Annotated in this window: 9 protein-coding genes; 3 read left to right on the plus strand and 6 right to left on the minus strand. The window is 62.0% G+C overall.

Translation table 11 applies throughout. From position 1 onward, the window contains the following. Positions 1 to 56: 56 nt before the first annotated feature. From FZF13_RS23665 to FZF13_RS23675, 3 genes are all read right to left on the minus strand, one after another. Complete coding sequence (locus FZF13_RS23665; RefSeq protein ID WP_244431313.1) at positions 57 to 872, minus strand: arylamine N-acetyltransferase family protein; 816 nt, start codon at positions 870 to 872, stop codon at positions 57 to 59. A 206-nt stretch (positions 873 to 1,078) separates the two neighbouring features. Beyond that, on the minus strand, positions 1,079 to 2,398 hold the full coding sequence (locus tag FZF13_RS23670) for a nucleotide disphospho-sugar-binding domain-containing protein (protein ID WP_083237601.1): 1,320 nt from the start codon (positions 2,396 to 2,398) through the stop codon (positions 1,079 to 1,081). 30 nt (positions 2,399 to 2,428) lie between these two features. Continuing rightward, on the minus strand, positions 2,429 to 3,025 hold the full coding sequence (locus FZF13_RS23675) for a TetR/AcrR family transcriptional regulator (protein WP_137901096.1): 597 nt from the start codon (positions 3,023 to 3,025) through the stop codon (positions 2,429 to 2,431). Between the two features lie 702 nt (positions 3,026 to 3,727). Here FZF13_RS23675 and FZF13_RS23680 point away from each other — a divergent pair. Together FZF13_RS23680 and FZF13_RS23685 are read left to right on the plus strand one after the other, a co-directional pair. Then, entirely contained in the window at positions 3,728 to 3,988 is a 261-nt protein-coding gene (locus tag FZF13_RS23680) for a hypothetical protein (protein ID WP_139116399.1), read from the plus strand. 49 nt (positions 3,989 to 4,037) lie between these two features. Continuing rightward, positions 4,038 to 4,481, plus strand: coding sequence for a hypothetical protein (locus tag FZF13_RS23685; protein ID WP_139116400.1), 444 nt, complete (start codon positions 4,038 to 4,040; stop codon positions 4,479 to 4,481). A 145-nt stretch (positions 4,482 to 4,626) separates the two neighbouring features. Here FZF13_RS23685 and FZF13_RS23690 read toward each other — a convergent pair whose 3' ends face one another. Genes FZF13_RS23690 through FZF13_RS23700 form a run of 3 tightly spaced genes read right to left on the minus strand, consistent with a single transcriptional unit; the run spans position 4,627 to position 14,308 of the window. Next, positions 4,627 to 7,254 carry an AAA family ATPase gene (locus tag FZF13_RS23690; protein ID WP_024922159.1) on the minus strand — a complete coding sequence of 876 codons (2,628 nt, stop codon included), beginning with the start codon at positions 7,252 to 7,254 and terminating at the stop codon, positions 4,627 to 4,629. Next, positions 7,251 to 8,375: a metallophosphoesterase family protein gene (locus FZF13_RS23695; protein ID WP_024922158.1), complete on the minus strand. Its 1,125-nt coding sequence runs from the start codon at positions 8,373 to 8,375 to the stop codon at positions 7,251 to 7,253. The genes FZF13_RS23690 and FZF13_RS23695 overlap by 4 nt, the downstream gene beginning before the upstream one ends. Then, the gene (locus FZF13_RS23700) at positions 8,372 to 14,308 is read right to left on the minus strand and encodes a DUF3320 domain-containing protein (RefSeq protein ID WP_244437886.1); all 5,937 of its coding nucleotides are present in this window, start codon (positions 14,306 to 14,308) and stop codon (positions 8,372 to 8,374) included. Before FZF13_RS23700 ends, FZF13_RS23695 begins: the two co-directional genes overlap by 4 nt. 232 nt (positions 14,309 to 14,540) lie before the next feature. Here FZF13_RS23700 and FZF13_RS23705 point away from each other — a divergent pair, with 232 nt between their 5' ends. Next, on the plus strand, positions 14,541 to 16,076 hold the full coding sequence (locus FZF13_RS23705) for a Shedu immune nuclease family protein (RefSeq protein ID WP_150978960.1): 1,536 nt from the start codon (positions 14,541 to 14,543) through the stop codon (positions 16,074 to 16,076). The last annotated feature ends 3 nt before the right edge of the window (positions 16,077 to 16,079 follow it).

Raw genomic sequence — 16,079 nt, forward strand, 5'->3', positions numbered from 1 at the left:
CCAGCGAAATACCGCCCTGAAAACCTGGTGATGTCAGATGAGTCTGTGGTGCCCATTCAGGCGGCTTCATCGCGGCCGACCGCCTGGATTTTTTCCCAGACGCGTCCAGGTTCAGGAACCTCGATGTTGAAAACCGTATTGAACGTATCGGCGAGATGATCCGCGCTCGTGATGGGCTGTTCGCTGACACTGTCTGCCGTCACGCTGCGCAGGCAATCGTTCTTCAGGGCGACATAGCCATCCGCGGTATGCAGAATGAGCGCCAGCGCGTTTGTGAACGGCGAGCCGGGATCTTGCGTCAGCCAGCCAAGCGTCGCGGCCATGGCGGCCTCGTCGCTGTAATCGGGCCGGAAATCGAAGCTGTGCGCCATGCCGCGCGCATGGTTCTTGAAGCGCAGCCAGCCGTCGGTCGTCGGCATGATCGAAAATTCGAAGCCTCGCTGGCTGATCGGTCCAACGGCAAGCGGCACGGGTTCGACGATTGCGTCGCCCAGGCCGACGTCGGCAAGATACGGCCGGTCGAGATCGACACGCAGGGCCAGATGATTGCCAATGACGAGGTCGCCCATGATTTCGCGATCGACGCCGCTGCAAAGGCGAGTGACACGGAAACCGAGCGCGGCGAGTGCCGCGCCGAACAGGCCGTTCATCTCGTAACACCAGCCGCCGCGTTTGCCCTCAACCATTTTGGCGAAGGCGGCAGCCGGTGCGATCGTGCACGGCCATCCCATGAAGGCATCCACTGCCTCCCAGGTGAAGGCCATCAGATGGCCGCGGTGAAGTCGCGACAGGCTTTTGATGTCGAGGGACGCCGGCCGGTCCATCCCGATCCTGGCGAGATAGGCGTCCAGTTGGCTGGATGTCAGGATCATTCCATTTTCGCTTGGAGAGACGTGTGTCATCCTTCGGGTTCCTTTGATCGAACCGTTTTCGAGATTCCGATGCCGTTTTTCGGGGCTCCGTCGGGCGAATTGACAACAGCTCCCCGTTCGCCAGTGCGGAAGGCAACGGCGTCGGTAGGGAAAACGGGTTTTGAGTTAGTCCGGTCGGTGTTCCTGCTTGCAAATGCTGAGGCCGATCACGCGGCCGACAGGGCTCCTTGTGAATATCTCAAGACGAAGTCCTCGATTTCCGCGACAAGCCGTGCAGGCCCCGGGCCTTCCTCGGCGATAGCGCGCCTAAGGGCCGACGCCCGCTCGGAAAAGCTCGATTCTGAAAGGATGCGCCGCACGGCCTCGCCAAGCATTTGCGGGGATGCCGAAGGATCGAGGCGCAGGCCCACACCGTGATAGTCCACACGCGCGGCATTGTCGTTCTGATCACGTCCCATCGGGAGAACAACGAGGGGAACGCCGTGGCTCAGTGATCGCAAGACCGTGCCGTGCCCGCCGTGAGTAACGACGACGCTGGCTTTGGTCAGGATTTCGTCATGCGCTGCATTGGGAAGAATAGTGACGTTCGCAGGCGATCGAAGACGAAGCCCCTCGAGGGCCTTGCCGAGGGTGACGACCACCTCGATCGGCTCTCCGGCCAAACCGGATATCGCCCGCTGGAGTACGTCCGCCTGCCCCTGATTGGTGGTGCTGAACGAAACGAGCACGAGGGGTCGCATCTCGTGCGCAAGCGGACTCGTCCAGCGTTCGTGGGCCCAGCTCGGCATCTCCAGCAGCGGCCCCACATAGCGTACATGGTCCGGCAGGTGTTCGGTGGGAAAATCGAAGCTTCTGCTGGTAGCAAGAAGATGGCGACCAGCGCTCAAGGGCTGTTCGCGGACATGGAACAGCGGCGCAAGCCCGAAATGAGCACGCGTCGCGTTGAGGCAAGGCAGGAAGCCGTCCCATTGCCGCTCGGCCGTCGCTGAAACCTCGGCATCGCGTGTTCTGTCCGCAACCGACCGGGCAGGCTGAAAGCCTGGACCGAACGGCGGATGTCCCGGAAGAGGCCAGAGCGAGATGTTGCTCGCGAGCAGAGCCGTCGGAACTTTCGCGATTTCACCCGCGAGCATGCTGCCGAACAGCATATCCGCGCCGAGAAGGATATCGGCCGGCTCTGTTGCCAATGCTTCGAGAATATCCTCGGCGTGGAATTGCGCCGGTCCGACGAATACCCTTTCGCATGCTCTTTGGAAGCCGGCCAACGGATCGGAGGTTTCCCAATCACGCACATAACAGCTTTCGGGTGAGCGATCAGAACGGTTCGGCGCGCGCTTCCATGGCAGGAACCGGGCGCCTGCGTCGATCACCTCCGCTCGCATCGTGTCGTCGGCAATCAGACGGACGTTGTGCCCCCGGCCGGCGAGCGCGCGTACAGCTCCGAGTGTCGGCGGCACGTTGCCGCCGCCTTCCCAGCAGACCGCCAAGATGCGCAGGTTGGACCTCGCATCTGTCGCGTTCATCATTGCCTTGGTCCTTTCTCGAAAGAGACCGGATCAGTTTGTCTTGTCCTCACGCAGCAGACGCTCAATCGCCTGCGTCATGAGGCGGTGTGTCTCTGCGGCCGAATGTCCTTGCGCCCGGCGCAGCAGATGCCAGACCCAAACATCGGTCTGGACCAGCAACTGCGCGAGCCTATCTCCGCGAGCCTGGGCGTCGAGTTTATCGAGCCAGGCCTTGAACATGTCCTCGATCCATTCGCGATGACCCCTGCGTCCACGATCGAGGACGGCAGCGAATTCGGGAATGCGCACTTCCTGGCTCAGCGTTCGCACGATGATGTCGCCGGTGCGCTCGTAGTCGTCCATCAGGAGGGTGACGATATCCGCCACGCCTTGGGCCGGAGTGCTCCAGCGCTGGTCTTGGATCGAGACGTCCATCTGTGCCGCCATGGCGCTGAGCACGCCGGTCTTGCTGCCGAAACGCCGTATCACGGTTTGGCGAGTGGTGCCGGCCGTTGCGGCGATGTCGTCGAGAGTGATCTCGTCGAACCAGCGCTCTGCAAGGAGCGCGGTCAAGGCCTCGACAATCTGCTGCTCGGTATCCTGGACCGCTTCGGCGCGCGCTGATTGACGATAGGCTCGCGGAGACATCAAGTCGCCTCTTAATTTAACGTTACTCGAAGTAACTCTAAATAAGAGAAACGTCAATGTCTGCCGCGAACCTGTCGCCTGAATTTTCTCGCATTGCCCTCGCCATCAGAACTTCACACGAAAGTTGTCCGCACGCTCTGATGGAGCCGTCCCGCGTCACATCCAAAGACAGTGCTGTGGCCGGGGCAGCACTCTATCGATTGTCGCCAGGCGAGGATCGGCTTTTCTAGCGCCCCTGCCAAACAGGCGTTCCTAAAAGAATGTGCAAGCCCGTGGCGAATACCCAAAAATAGCACCAAATACCTTGGCACGCGGCCTTGAGGGCGGCCATTAGATCGGACGACAGGCTAATCTAATATTTCCAGCGCCCTCTGATGTGCCTCATCGCTGCGGCCGACGTGGCCAGGCGCCCGACGGCGGGTCGAGGCGTCGGCTTGCATGTGCTGGAAAACCGGAAAAGCGATCGAGGTTGTCTTTACACTTGGCAATGGCCTCGGCTGGAATCCTCCATCCGGCAAACAGGGCGGCCCACGATCGCCTTCGTCAGCCCTTCGGACTATGTCAGCTTCCAGCTTAAGGGCTCCGCGACTACGCGCGACACTGCCGCGCAAGACCTTGAATATGCCGAGCGCTTCATGACGGCTGCTACGAATGTGCTTGAATCCCTTGGTATTAATCGGAGCAATATCGCGCGGCATAAGCGTGCCCGACATCCATGGCCGTACCGCCAGCCGCGAGACGAGCTGGATCGCGCCCACGCTGACCGTCGTGGCGCCGACGGGCCAGTTCGAGGTCCTCGATGACTGGGGCGACCTTGTCGGCATGCGCGGCAGCGGCTCGAACGGCGGCGTGCTCGAAGACATCTTCGTGCCGACACATCACCATCCGCATGAACCACGCGGCAACACTGTTCGGCCATACGCCGGGCAGCAGGCTGCACGACGGAGAGTCCCTCTACGGTAGACTGTTCAACGCCTTCCCCGAAGGCAGCCTTGCAGCCGTGGCCGTAGGCATGGCGAAAGCCGCGATCAATGAATACGCCCACATCGTCAAGACCAGGAATGCCGGGCCTTCGGGCAGGCTTCGCGTCGGCATGGGCGACTATCAGCGCACGCCTGGCCTCGCCATCGTGATCACCGATACCGCGCACGCTGCAACATCCGGGGCGCCGAAATTTACGTGGAAAGGTCGGCGGCTCGGTTGCCGGCACCACGCCCTTCACCAACGAGGCAGGCCTGTGCTGGACGGCATGCATCACACGGTCGAGAAGATGGTTGCCGAGGTTGTGGAGCCCCTTGCGGACACAGCGCCCCGATCCTCGACATCGGGCCGCCCCTTCCTTGTAGGATCGGTCGCTGCAGCCAGAGCCGTCTTAAAGGTGAACCGCCAGCAGCGGAGCCAAAGCCATCGTTCGGCGGCCGCCATTCTTGGCGTGACTAAATGGCGATGTCCGTAAAATCGACACCGCATCGAACGACTACAAGGGGGCCGGAAGCAGAATGGCAGCAAAGGAATCATAGCCCTCAATAGCGGCCATTGTGCTGAGTGCATGGCGTCAGAGTCGTTTTTCTTCAACTATAAAGGTTGATGGTCCTTCTGGCTTACTCGCCAGGTTTCCAGTCCGACATCTGCAACACATTTCCACCGAGTTTCTGGAAGGCGCGCTGGCGGCACGAAAAGACGATGATCTGCTGCTCCCGCGCCTGACGGTGCAGCGCATCGAACATCTTCTCGATACGGTCGTCGTCGGAATAGACGAGTGCGTCATCCAGAATGACCGGGGCCGGTCGGCCATCCTTCGCCAGCAGGCGGGCGAAGGCGAGCCGCGTTAGTACGGAAAGCTGCTCTCTCATACCGCCGCTGAGCCGCTCGACATCCTCCTCCTGCCCATTGCGTAAAATCTTGTGCGGCAGAAGCGTCTTGTCGTCGAATGTAATGGAGACATCGTCAAAAAGCAGGCCGAGCAACGGTCGAAGCTCGGTCATCACCGGCTTGAGATAGGTCTCTCGCGCCTGGCTACGCGCGGCTTCCAGAGCAGTTCGAAGCCGCTGGAGTACCACCACCTCCTTTTCGTAACCGGCCACACGCGCCTTGGCGGCGGCGAACGCATCGACGCACTCCTGCCACTTCTCCTCGACCGCCTCCTCCGAACGTGCTCGTATTTCGGCGCTGAGACCAGCGATCTCCTCCCGCAACTTGCCGATTTCCTTCTCTGCCGCCTCCACAACAGAGCGGTGACGGCGCAGCGTCGCCTCCGAAGAAGCCAGGTCGCCGGCAGTTTCCCGCAATTGCTCGACGGCATCCTGTTGCCCAGCCAGTTGGGCGTTCAGGCCTGCCAATCGCGCGGCCATCCCGCTTTCGCGCTCGACGCGCGTCGCGTCCGGTCCGAGCAAGGCCTCGACCTGTGTACGCTCAGCATCCAGCCCGACAAAGATCGTTTGCGCTGCAACAAGGGCGTCAGCAGCAACCACAGGCAACGGCTCAGTCTCCCGCCAAGCCTGCCGAGCGGCCAGCTGCCTTGCTTCGGCCGCCTCATGCGCAGCGCGAACCTGGGCCGGGTCCTCCTTGAATTCCAGAAGGTCGCCAGCTATTTCCCTGTGCGCCGCCACGTTTTCGCGCAGTTTCGGCAACCCGTCCGACGCCAGCAGTGACAGGCGCGTCCTTTTCTCGCGCAGGTCTCCTTCCCGGCGTTGCACGTCCAACTGCCTCTTGCGCGCCGCCGCCAGGTCGTCGACGCCCATGGAGGCAAGGAGTATGCGGCGGCGATCCTCCGACTGCTGCACCTGTTCGCCGCCATCGGTCTTCGGGCCGGATCGCAGCGTAACCAGACCGACACCGGGGATCTCCAGTACAGCCTGTCCGTTATAGCTATGCGCCTCGCCGTCCTTCAACGGCTTGCCGTCGAGGCTGACAGCTGACGCTTGCGGCTCGTAGGCAATCGCGACGGAGGGGCGACCAGCCTCGGCGACGGCCTTGAGCTTGGCAATCTCGACGTCGAGCGTTTCGAGTTCCGACACGGCCTTTTCAGGCAACCGCAACAGCGCCAGCGCCGCCTCCCCCTCCTCGATTTTCCGGCGGACCGTTTCGGCCGCATCCAGCTTCCTCTCCAGTTCGGCCAGCCGTTCGGCGGCTTCGCGCGCATTGAGCGCGGCATCGAGGCGTTTCGAAAGCGTCCGCGCTTCCTGTTCCTCCGTTTCGGCGATTTCGATATCGGCTCGCGCCTTGGCTGCCGCTGCCGCCGCGGCATCGCGCCTGGCAAACGCCTCTGTCCGCCGGCGCTCCGCCTCGCCAAGCTTTGTCTTGAGTTCCGCAGCCCTTTCGAGGGCGGCCGTGAACTCCTCATGTTCGCGATGCGCGTTACCACGCTGCTCCTGAAACAGTTTGAGTTCCGCTTCGGCGGCGCGGAGGGTTTCGGCTTGACTCTTCGCCGCATCGAAGGCGGCTTGCGCGGTCTCCATGGCCTTTCGCCGTTCATCGCGGTCTTCGGCACGGTCGAGTTCGGCGAGCCGTCTGGAGGCCGCTGCGCGCTTGTCGAGCGCCTCGCGCAAGGTCCTGACCTCGGCGCCCAGCTTGTTCTCCTCGGCCTCCAGATCCTCACGCTCCTTAATCGCCGCTGCGTAGCGCTCCCCGGTCTTTGGCCTGCCACCAGGGGTCACGAGCCGCCCGAGTGCCTCGTCGGCCGCGGCCATGATCTCGGCCATGCGGCGGCCGCCGGTAACGGCTTCGACCTCCCCCTGCACCGATTCGAGCAGACTCGTGCGAACCTTCGTCTCGCCCTCCTCTTCCGCTCTGCTGCGCTTCTCAATGCCGGTCACGCCCTGACGCACCCACAACAGGCCAGCCGGGCCGGCCGTGCCGCCGCGCACGAGGTTCGTGATGAAGCCCTCCGCCTCGTCGGCCTGCGCGACCAGCCGGCCATTCGCGAGATCGACAACGCGGGCAAGGCCTCCACCGTAGAACTGCTTGGTGATGCGGAACGCGCCGGTCTCCGTCGCGATGTCGGCTTCAACCAGCAGACTGCCGCCGCTATAGGGCCGCAGGTTCCTGACATCGCCGGCCGTGCTCGAATGCGACTGGAAAAACAAGGCGTGCAAAGCCTCAAAGCTGGTCGACTTGCCGAATTCGTTGGCGGCCGTCAGCACGTTGACGCCGTCGCCGATGCCCTCGATGGCGACGCCGCGGCCGGCGAAGCGCTTGACATTGAAAAGCCGCAGCGCGGAGATCTTCATGCAACCACCTGCGCATAGGCGTAGAGCCGGCCCAGCGCCGCCCGGGCGATCTCCCGCTCCTCGGCCGAACGGGCTGTATCGCCGGCTTCGGCAAGCAGGGCGTCGGCGGCCTCGCGCAGCGCGCCCGCACGGTCTATGGCGTCGAGGTCGCCGGCGTCGCATTCAGTGGCCAGAGCCGCATCGTCGAAGGAGAGCCAAGCGAAGTCGGGCCGTGCATTCTCGACCGCGCGTGCCAGCGCCGCGCGTGCTTCCAGCCGTGCCCGTCCGCCGGCGACCAGCGTGACAAGCACCTGCCGCCTCGCCCGGGCCTCGGGAAGCAGTGATTGCATGAGCGCAACGGCGTCTTCGCCGTCGAGAAGGTCGAGCGCCAGAGTGCGCCAGGAGAAGGTACCGGTTTCCAGCACCGTCACGTCCGGAAGCGCCGCTGCACCTTCGATCGATACCAGCAAGGCCTCGCCCGGCCGGTCGTGCTTGAAGCGGTCGGGTTCCGGTGTGCCGCTGTAGCGCGTGCGCGGATCGATCTCGACGCCGCCGTGCCAGTCGCCGAGCGCTAGGTAGGACAGGCCGGCGCGGCGTGCGCGATCTGGCGCGATCACGTCCAAACCGGCGCCCTCTTCGGAGAAGCTTGTGACCGCGCCATGGGCGAGGCCGATGCGGATCGTCCCGTCGCCTGTGACAGCATTGTCCATCCATTCGGACAAATCCCGGCCCGGTCGCCGCGTCGTACATGGCGCCGGCAACAGCGTAACACCAGATACAAGTTCGAGCGGCGTCGCATTGAGCGCCAATGTCACGTTCCTGGGCGCCTGTGCGCACAACGTCGACCAGAGCTGCGCGGCCTGGAGTGAATCGTGATTACCCGGCAGGATCACCCAGCGGACGGACGCATGATGACCCATTTCGGCAAGCGCCTGGCGTACCATGTCGGACGCCGGGGTCTCGGTGTCGAACGTGTCGCCCGCGAGCAGGATAGTCGATGCATCATGATTCCGTGCCTGCTCCGCGAGCCTGCCGATCGCGGCATGTCGCGCCTCGCGCAGCTTGGCGGGCAGGTCGCCGGTAAACTGCCCAAAACGCTTACCCAGATGCAGGTCGCTCGAATGGATGAAGCGGAACGTCATGAGGCGCTTGTATCTTGCTTCGCCATATGAATGCGAGCCCGCTCGATAGCTTCGTCGAGCCTTGTGCGCGCGGTCGCTGCGAGCCGCTCGACACCGAGCAGTCGCGCCATGTCGCGCGGGGGATCGGGCATGTCCACCAAAGCAGGATTGTCGACAACCACGGAGGCAAGTTCGGCCAAGGGGATATCGGCGATCGCACGCCGCGACTCTTCGTTCACCGATGGACGATAGGCCAGCACGTCCACAATGAGCCCCTTTTTCCAGATGAACACGCCGCTGGATTCGCTCGTCGTGTCGTAGCCGCGCAGGTGAAGGTCGATCCTTTCACGGATGCGCCCACCGGTCCGCAACCAGCCATGCGCCCGCGCAATGTATTGCGCCAGCACATCAGCCGGCAACGGGCTTTCACCGTCCATCACCGCCTCGATCATTCCCTTGAGCGTGTCGCGATAGGCGAACTCATAGAAAAGGTCCGGTTCTGCCTTGAACATGGAGAGATCGGTCACCCGATATCCGGAACTGTCGGTTGGCGCGGATTCCGCTGTGGTGGTTGGTGGCAGCGGACTGACTGTTGCGTTCGGAACTGGTAGATCGGATGATGAAACGAGTTCGGTTTCATCGGTGGCCGGCGGCGGCACGACTTCGTCCTCCGGCGGCAGAAGCGCGTCGCGGATTTCTTCGGTTTCCCCCAGTTCGTGGCCCATGTCCCAATGCGTCTCGGCTGCCGCTTCTTCGGCACTGCGTCGCTCCCGACTTAGCTGGAGCAAGGATTCGAGATCGTCGTGCAAACGGTCGGCACAGCCTTTCGCGTCGAACCACCAATCCGTCGACCAGACCCGCAAGATGTTCCATCCCAAGCCCCGCAGCACCTGCTCGCGCACCTTGTCGCGGTCGCGCGCCGTGACCGAGCTGTGATAGGTCGCGCCGTCGCATTCGACGCCCGCCAGATAGGCGCCGACGAGATCGGGGTGCCTGACGCCGAGGTCGATGCGCAAACCCGAGATGCCGACCTGCGGCACGACCATCCACCCGCGCCGTTCCAGTTGAGTGGCAACCGCCTCCTCAAAGGGAGAATCGAAACCGCCAACCGATCCGCGATCCTCCGCCGGCAACGCGATCGCCCCCCGCTCCGCGTAGTCGAGGAAAGTCTTGAGGTGATGGACCGCTACATATTTCGATTTGGCCGGGTCGATCTGGTCAGCGGTGAAGCCTGAGAAGACGACCAGTTTCTGCCGGGCGCGCGTCACCGCCACGTTGAGCCGGCGCTCGCCGCCGTCGCGATTCAAGGCGCCGAAGCTCATCGGCGGCGGTTTGCCTGAAGCGTCTTTCCAGAAGGCGATCGAGAACAAGATGACGTCGCGCTCGTCGCCCTGCACGTTTTCAAGGTTCTTCACGATGGTCGGCTCCACCCGGTCCTCGGCGAAGAACCATTCGAGTTCCGGCCTATCTCGCCGCGCGGCGTCGAGCAGGTCGAGGATCAGCGACTGCTGCTGCGCGTTGAACGTGATGACGCCGAGCGTCGGGCGCTCCCGCTCCGGCATCTTCAGCCAGCGTTCCATGCGTTCCACCGCCTCCGCGACGACGGCTTCCGCCTCAATGCGGTTGGTTCTGCTCTTGCCCTTGTCGTAGACGCCGTGGGGAATCTTGTGCAGGCTGACCGCCCGATCCTCGACCGCCGGCGACGGGAAGGTCACCAGCCGGTTCTGATAGTAATGATGATTGGAAAAGGCGATCAAGGACTCGCTGCGGCTGCGATAGTGCCACCTGAGATCCCGCACCGGGATGCCGGATGCCCTTGCCTCGTCGAGGATGCTTTCCAGATCCTTCTCGTAGTCGGCAACGTCCTCCTCATCCTCGTTGCGGCCGAAGAAATTGGTCGGCGGCAACTGCTTGGGATCGCCGACGATGATCGTCTGGCGGGCGCGGGCGATCGCACCGACTGCGTCCCAGGTCGTGATCTGGGAGGCTTCGTCGAAGATCACCACGTCGAACAGCGCCTGGTTCGGCGGCAGGTACTGGGCAATCGACAGCGGCGACATCAGCATGCAGGGCGCAAGCTTCGGAAATGTCTCGGGCATCTTGCCGATCATGTCGCGGATGGACTGACTGGGCCTTTGCAGTTCCATCTGGTGACGCAGCAGGCCGAGTTCGGAGTGCCGGGAGATACCGGCAACCGGCAGGCCATGCGCAACTGCGCTGATGACGCGGCGGGTCGCGTGGGTCCGCACCATGTCATCGACCTCGCGGAACTCCTTTATCGCGTTCTCGTGCTGGAAGCGCCTGAAATTCCTTAGCACCGGATCGACATCCAGAACCTTAGGCAGCCACCAGCGGGCGTACGCTAGCCGGAATGCGTGGCGCGTCTCATCGGCAGCGATCGTCCCAGCTTCGAGCATTTCGATCAAGGGGCCAAGCCCGTTGTGGACGGTGCGCCGCCGCGCCACGCACCAGGCGGACCAGTCACGAAGAAGATTGCGCGCCTTGACCAAGTCGGCCATCTGCATGGCAATCTCGCCGGGGCTCGCCTGTGGGCTAATCGCCCTGTCGGCAACCTCGGAGAACCGCCTGCTGGCCGCTTCCATGCCCAGCATTGCAGCAAGAAACCGCGTGCCTACATGCCGCAATTGCTCATCAGGGCTGCCACGCAGGCTGGGCGCGACTACCCGCAGCATCGGCTTGACCTCTTCCGCGCTCAGTCCCGGCAGGCGAAGCGCGCCACGGAGTGCACCGCTCAGGTCGAGTACATCCGAAACCGCCGCGATATCGGTCGCCAGCCCCTGCACCTTCAGTCGCTTGCCGGCTAACGGCGTACCGTCGATGCTTGCCAGATGTTCCTTCATGCGACGCAAGAGAGGCAGGTCGCGGGCCGGATCGGCATTGCCACTACCCGCATGGCCTTGCAGCAACTTCTGGACCTTTCGCCTGCCCAGCATCGCATTCGGCCAGAAGGATGCATCAGCATCCCGCCATTGGCGTTCCATGGCTTCCGCATCAATGTCGCGCACGGCATTTTCGGAATAAGATGCCGCCGTGCCTGTTTCCGCCTGCCGATAGGCTTTGATCGCTCGGCCCAGTTCCGCAAGAGCCTCGTCCATTACCGAGAAATCCCGATCAAAGGCGACGGACAGGTCGACACCGTTGCCCCGATCCAGCGCTGTCGCGAGCTTCGCAAGCGCAGCCAGTTCCTCCGGCGAAGCCTCACTCTCTCGTGTGAGACCAAGACAAGTGCGGTAGGCAGAGCCGGCATCGCGCAGCAATTCCGCCGCGTTGCGCAGCGACTGCGCAGCCGACATCAGACTATCCTGCCAGCCGGACGACCAGTCCTGCGCGTCGATGAGGTCCAATGCGGGATGACGCTCGACGGAGGCGTAGACCCGTCCGGCTTGCGCCGCCATGTCCTCCAGTGCCTGAATCGCTGCGGCATCGTGCGTATCCCGCTCTGGCCAGGACAATTCGGGAGCCGGGGCGTCGCCGCCCTTAAGCGCAATGCCGAGCGCGAGATACGGCGTCCAGCCGTTCGCGTATCGTTTGTGTAAGGCATCGACATAGGCGTTGAGCTGGTCGCGGTGAACCCTGAGCCGTTCGTTCACAGCCACCCATTCGGAGGCATCCATGCCGCTTCCATGTTCCCAGGCCGCCTTGAGCTGGCCAAGGAAATGCTTGCGGTCTGCCTTGCTGGAATGGAGCTCGATACATTGATTGGCGAGGCCATGCTCGCGAAGGCGACGGTAGACGACGTCGAGTGCTGCCGTCTTCTCGGCGACGAAGAGCACGGTCCTGCCTTTGGCAAGGCAGTTCGCGATCATGTTAGCGATGGTCTGGCTCTTGCCCGTGCCAGGCGGGCCTACGACGACGAAATCGAGACCTTCGGCGGCGGCGATGCTCGCTGCGGTCTGCGACGAGTCGGCCGGAAGCAGGGATATGATGTCCGATGGCGCATAGATACAATCTAGCTCGCGCTCGTCCTGGAATGAGGAGACCCCTTCCCCCTGGCTGAACGACTGTTCCGGCGTGTCGATCAGGTGGCGCACGACCCGGTTCTGGCGCAGCGCATCCGTGCGTTCGACCAGATCCTTCCACATCAAGAATTTCGCAAAGGAGAAGGTCGAGAGCGCGGTCTCGTCGATCACCTCCATGCCTGGGACATCGCGAACGGCGCTGCGCATGGAAGCAAGCAGTTGCGGTACGTCGACGCCACTGTCGTCCATTGGCAGGTCGCCCGAGAACTGCGGCAGCTTGAGCTCGAAATCGCGTTCCAGAAACTGCAAAAGAGTGGCGTTGAAGCGCGGTTCGTCCTCATGGAAGCGAATGGTGAAGCGCGAGCTGGCGCTGCGGCGCTCCAGTCGAACGGGAACCAGGAGTAGAGGTGCGCGATAGCTGCGTTCGTCCTCGGCCTTCTTCTTCCAGCGCAGGAACCCCACGGCCAGGAACAACGTGTTGGCGCCGCCTTCGGCGAAGTCGTTACGGACCTGTCGGTGCAGATCTACAAGCCGTGCTTCGAGTTGCCTGGCGTCGAGCGGCGAGGGCAGCTCGTCACGAAGCAAGGCTTCGGCCGCGAAATTGCGCTGGATATCGCGGCCATGCACGTCGCGATAGAGGGCGGCATCGCGCTCGCCGAGAGGGTTCTGCTCCGGCAGGGAGATGACGCGGATTGCAGCGCCCTGTGCAAGCCGGTCTTCCAGATAGGCCACATCGGTGCACAGGAATGGAATCGTCTTCTTCGAGTCCGGGAAATTCAGGAGGCGGTTGCGCAGCGTCAGGTCGAGAAGCTTCTTCTGCCATCGGTCGATGCGCCCCGCAGCCGTAGTCGGTTTTTGCTCGACCGTTTCCTTCGGGAACTCGCCGAATGACGGCGGCGCTGGCAGGGGAAGGTCCGCGACCGCCTGGTGTTCATCCTCTGGCACGGCCCTCCGCAGTGGCTCATGAGAGGCAAGCGGTGTGATGCCACCGCTACGCGCCCGGCGCACGTCAATGGCGGCAACGAAGCCATGCGCTGCCTCCTCTGCAAGGCGCGGCTCGAGCGCTTGTTGCGCCGCCTCCATCATCATCGCAGGGCGGTGCGTCACGCCGGTCGTCTCGAAGACAATCAATTCCCGCGAGGCAAGCGCTTTGCGCACCTCCATCTGGTCCGTCTCGATGGCGTTGCCAAATGTGCGCTTCGTCAGCCAGACGCCCGCTGCGGCATGCCCATCGAACATTAGGATGACGGGATGCAGACCTGCAGCCTCCAGCGCGGCGGCAAAAAGAAGCGTGGCGTCGAGGCAGGTTGCCAGCATGTCCTCGGCAATCGTTCCCGGTCGCCTGACCTTCTGCCCGCGGCTCTCGAAGCTGGCCGGAGGCTCCGCGTAGTGAAGCCCCATTGAAGCGATCGCCGAATAGACCGAGGCGGCCAACATGAAGGCGCGTTTCGGGTCCTGCGATTGATAGCCGTCGAGACCCGAGGCATGGCCGTGGGCTGCTAAGCGCTCGGCGGCCTTTCGCAGCAGCGCCGAGACTATCGGATCGTTCGGCATGACGAAGGCCGGCAGCAATTGCACCATGTCCGCAACACCACCCCACTCGTCACGGGCGAGCAGTCGCACTGCATATCTGTGCTCGTCCAAAATCTCGGAACCGGCGATAAGCCGAAGCGTGATCTCACCGCGTTCAGCCTCATTAAGTCCAGCCAAATAGCCGGCGTCGAGTTCGATCTTCCGATCGCCGAGCGGAAGGTGATCGCCGGGGACGATCCGATCGATCGTCCATGTCTTGGAACGCAGGAAAGCGGGCGTGGACGAAAGCTCCAGACGCAGTCTGTCGACTTGGCGGTCCGACTGGTTCTCGACACCTATTCGTCGAAGAACGGGGATGGCGTTCTGGTAGGAAGCATAGGTGAAGCTTGAGGCAATATCGGCGAAGATCTTTGGTGACTGCGGTTTCTCGACCACGGTCATGTCATTCGTTACATGTTGTTGATCTTCTAGTGTCATCGCATCACCCCGCCCGACCACAAACTACCGTCACTTTACCTGAAAGCGAAAGTCCTAATCCGCTCAGGCGCAGTAGCAGCGATAGAAAGCGACGATCTGTGAACAGCGACTTCCTCCCTGGGGCCGAGAGCGGTCCTTCCGCTTTCAGAATGACGGCGCGATAAGGCTGCCGTTCGCCTGCTCGTGAAGGATTACTTTGAAATCTCTGTTGCGGTCGGGCACGTTGCCTCCAAGACTTGTGGGTAAAGGTGAGCGCGTGGCTGAGATTTGGGAACTGCAGAACAAGCCGGCATACGGTGGCACGATAGTAGATGCCGGTGTTAATCCTGAGGACGGATCGTCCTTGGTAATCGAGCTCACACAAGACGAGGGAACCCAATACCTGAGCTATTACCTGAGCGAAAAGGCGTTCAACCGGAGCAAAGCCTCAGGCGTCAACTTTGCCGACGATCACTGGCCTCTACTGCTTGCCGAGTACGATTTCCCAACACGGTTGCTTACCACATACCCGATATGGCTCAGGTCCAATCAGAGCAATTTCACCAAAACGAAATACAAGTCTATTAAACGTATATCTTTCGAGGATCAGTCGCCGATGGACTTCCAGGTCGGCTTTGGAATGTTCTTTGACCTGCCCACTGGTTTCCACCGCAGGCCATTCGAAGGCTTCGGTGTCGATCCTCGGATTCGCTACATCATGAGTGCATTTGACGAAGTGGAAGGCGCCGCCGGGCTTACTATCTGCGGTGACGACGAGATTTCGATCGACGGAGAGGAGATCCGGCTGCCGGAACATATCTACCACGACGTACGTCTGGACATTAATCGTGCTCATGATGCAGCGGTGAGGTTCGCAAATGGGGAAAAGGTGAGCTATCTCCGCAACCGTCTCCTGCCATCCGTTGTGCCAGGTTTCGAACCCGATGATTTCGAGCGACCAGCCGTAGACTTGCAAGACACCGTGCGGTCCGCCCTCGTCAAGAAAGGCACCCCACGCTCCCGGAACACCAACACTGCTGCAGCCGTCCGAACGGTGATCCGTCAGGTCGACAATATCGCCAAGGACGATCCCGTGCAGCTGTTTGAGTTGAGCGAGAAGATCGAGCTCGTCTCGCTGCAAATCCTCATAGAGGACATGTCAAAGGAACTTCTCAACGGACGAAAGGAGGGATTTTGGCAGGAGTATTTCGTCCAGAACCCCTTCGTTCTGAAGATGCTCTTCGGCCTGCCTGTGATTGTGTACACTGATCAGGCATCTGTCGGAGGCATGGGCCTCAAGCGTTCCGGCGAGAAATATGCTGACTACCTCCTAGAGGCGGGTTTGCTAGGCAACCTGGGTATCGTCGAGATCAAAACGACCGAAACCCCGTTGTTGACGAAAGACCCCTACCGCCCACCGACACTTTATGGCCCATCCACGGATTTGTCGGGTGGAGTGAACCAGCTCCTCGACCAGAAGCTCAGACTGATCAAAGGTATTGCGGCAAAGAAGGAAGAAGACGACCAGCCCCACATTCAAGCCTGGTCTGTTCCCTGCATCCTGATCATCGGCAGGCTGCCGGAAACGCACGACCTAAAGAGGTCGTTCGAGATCTACCGAGGAAGCCAACGAGATGTGCTGATCATCACGTTCAACGAACTCTTGGCCAAGCTAAAAGCATTGCACGAATTCCTGTCGACTAGACCGGACGAGCCCAAGGAAGACCTCTCTGACCAATTCGCCGATCCATGACAC

It is taken from the genome of Mesorhizobium terrae, assembly GCF_008727715.1.
Lineage (GTDB): Bacteria > Pseudomonadota > Alphaproteobacteria > Rhizobiales > Rhizobiaceae > Mesorhizobium > Mesorhizobium terrae.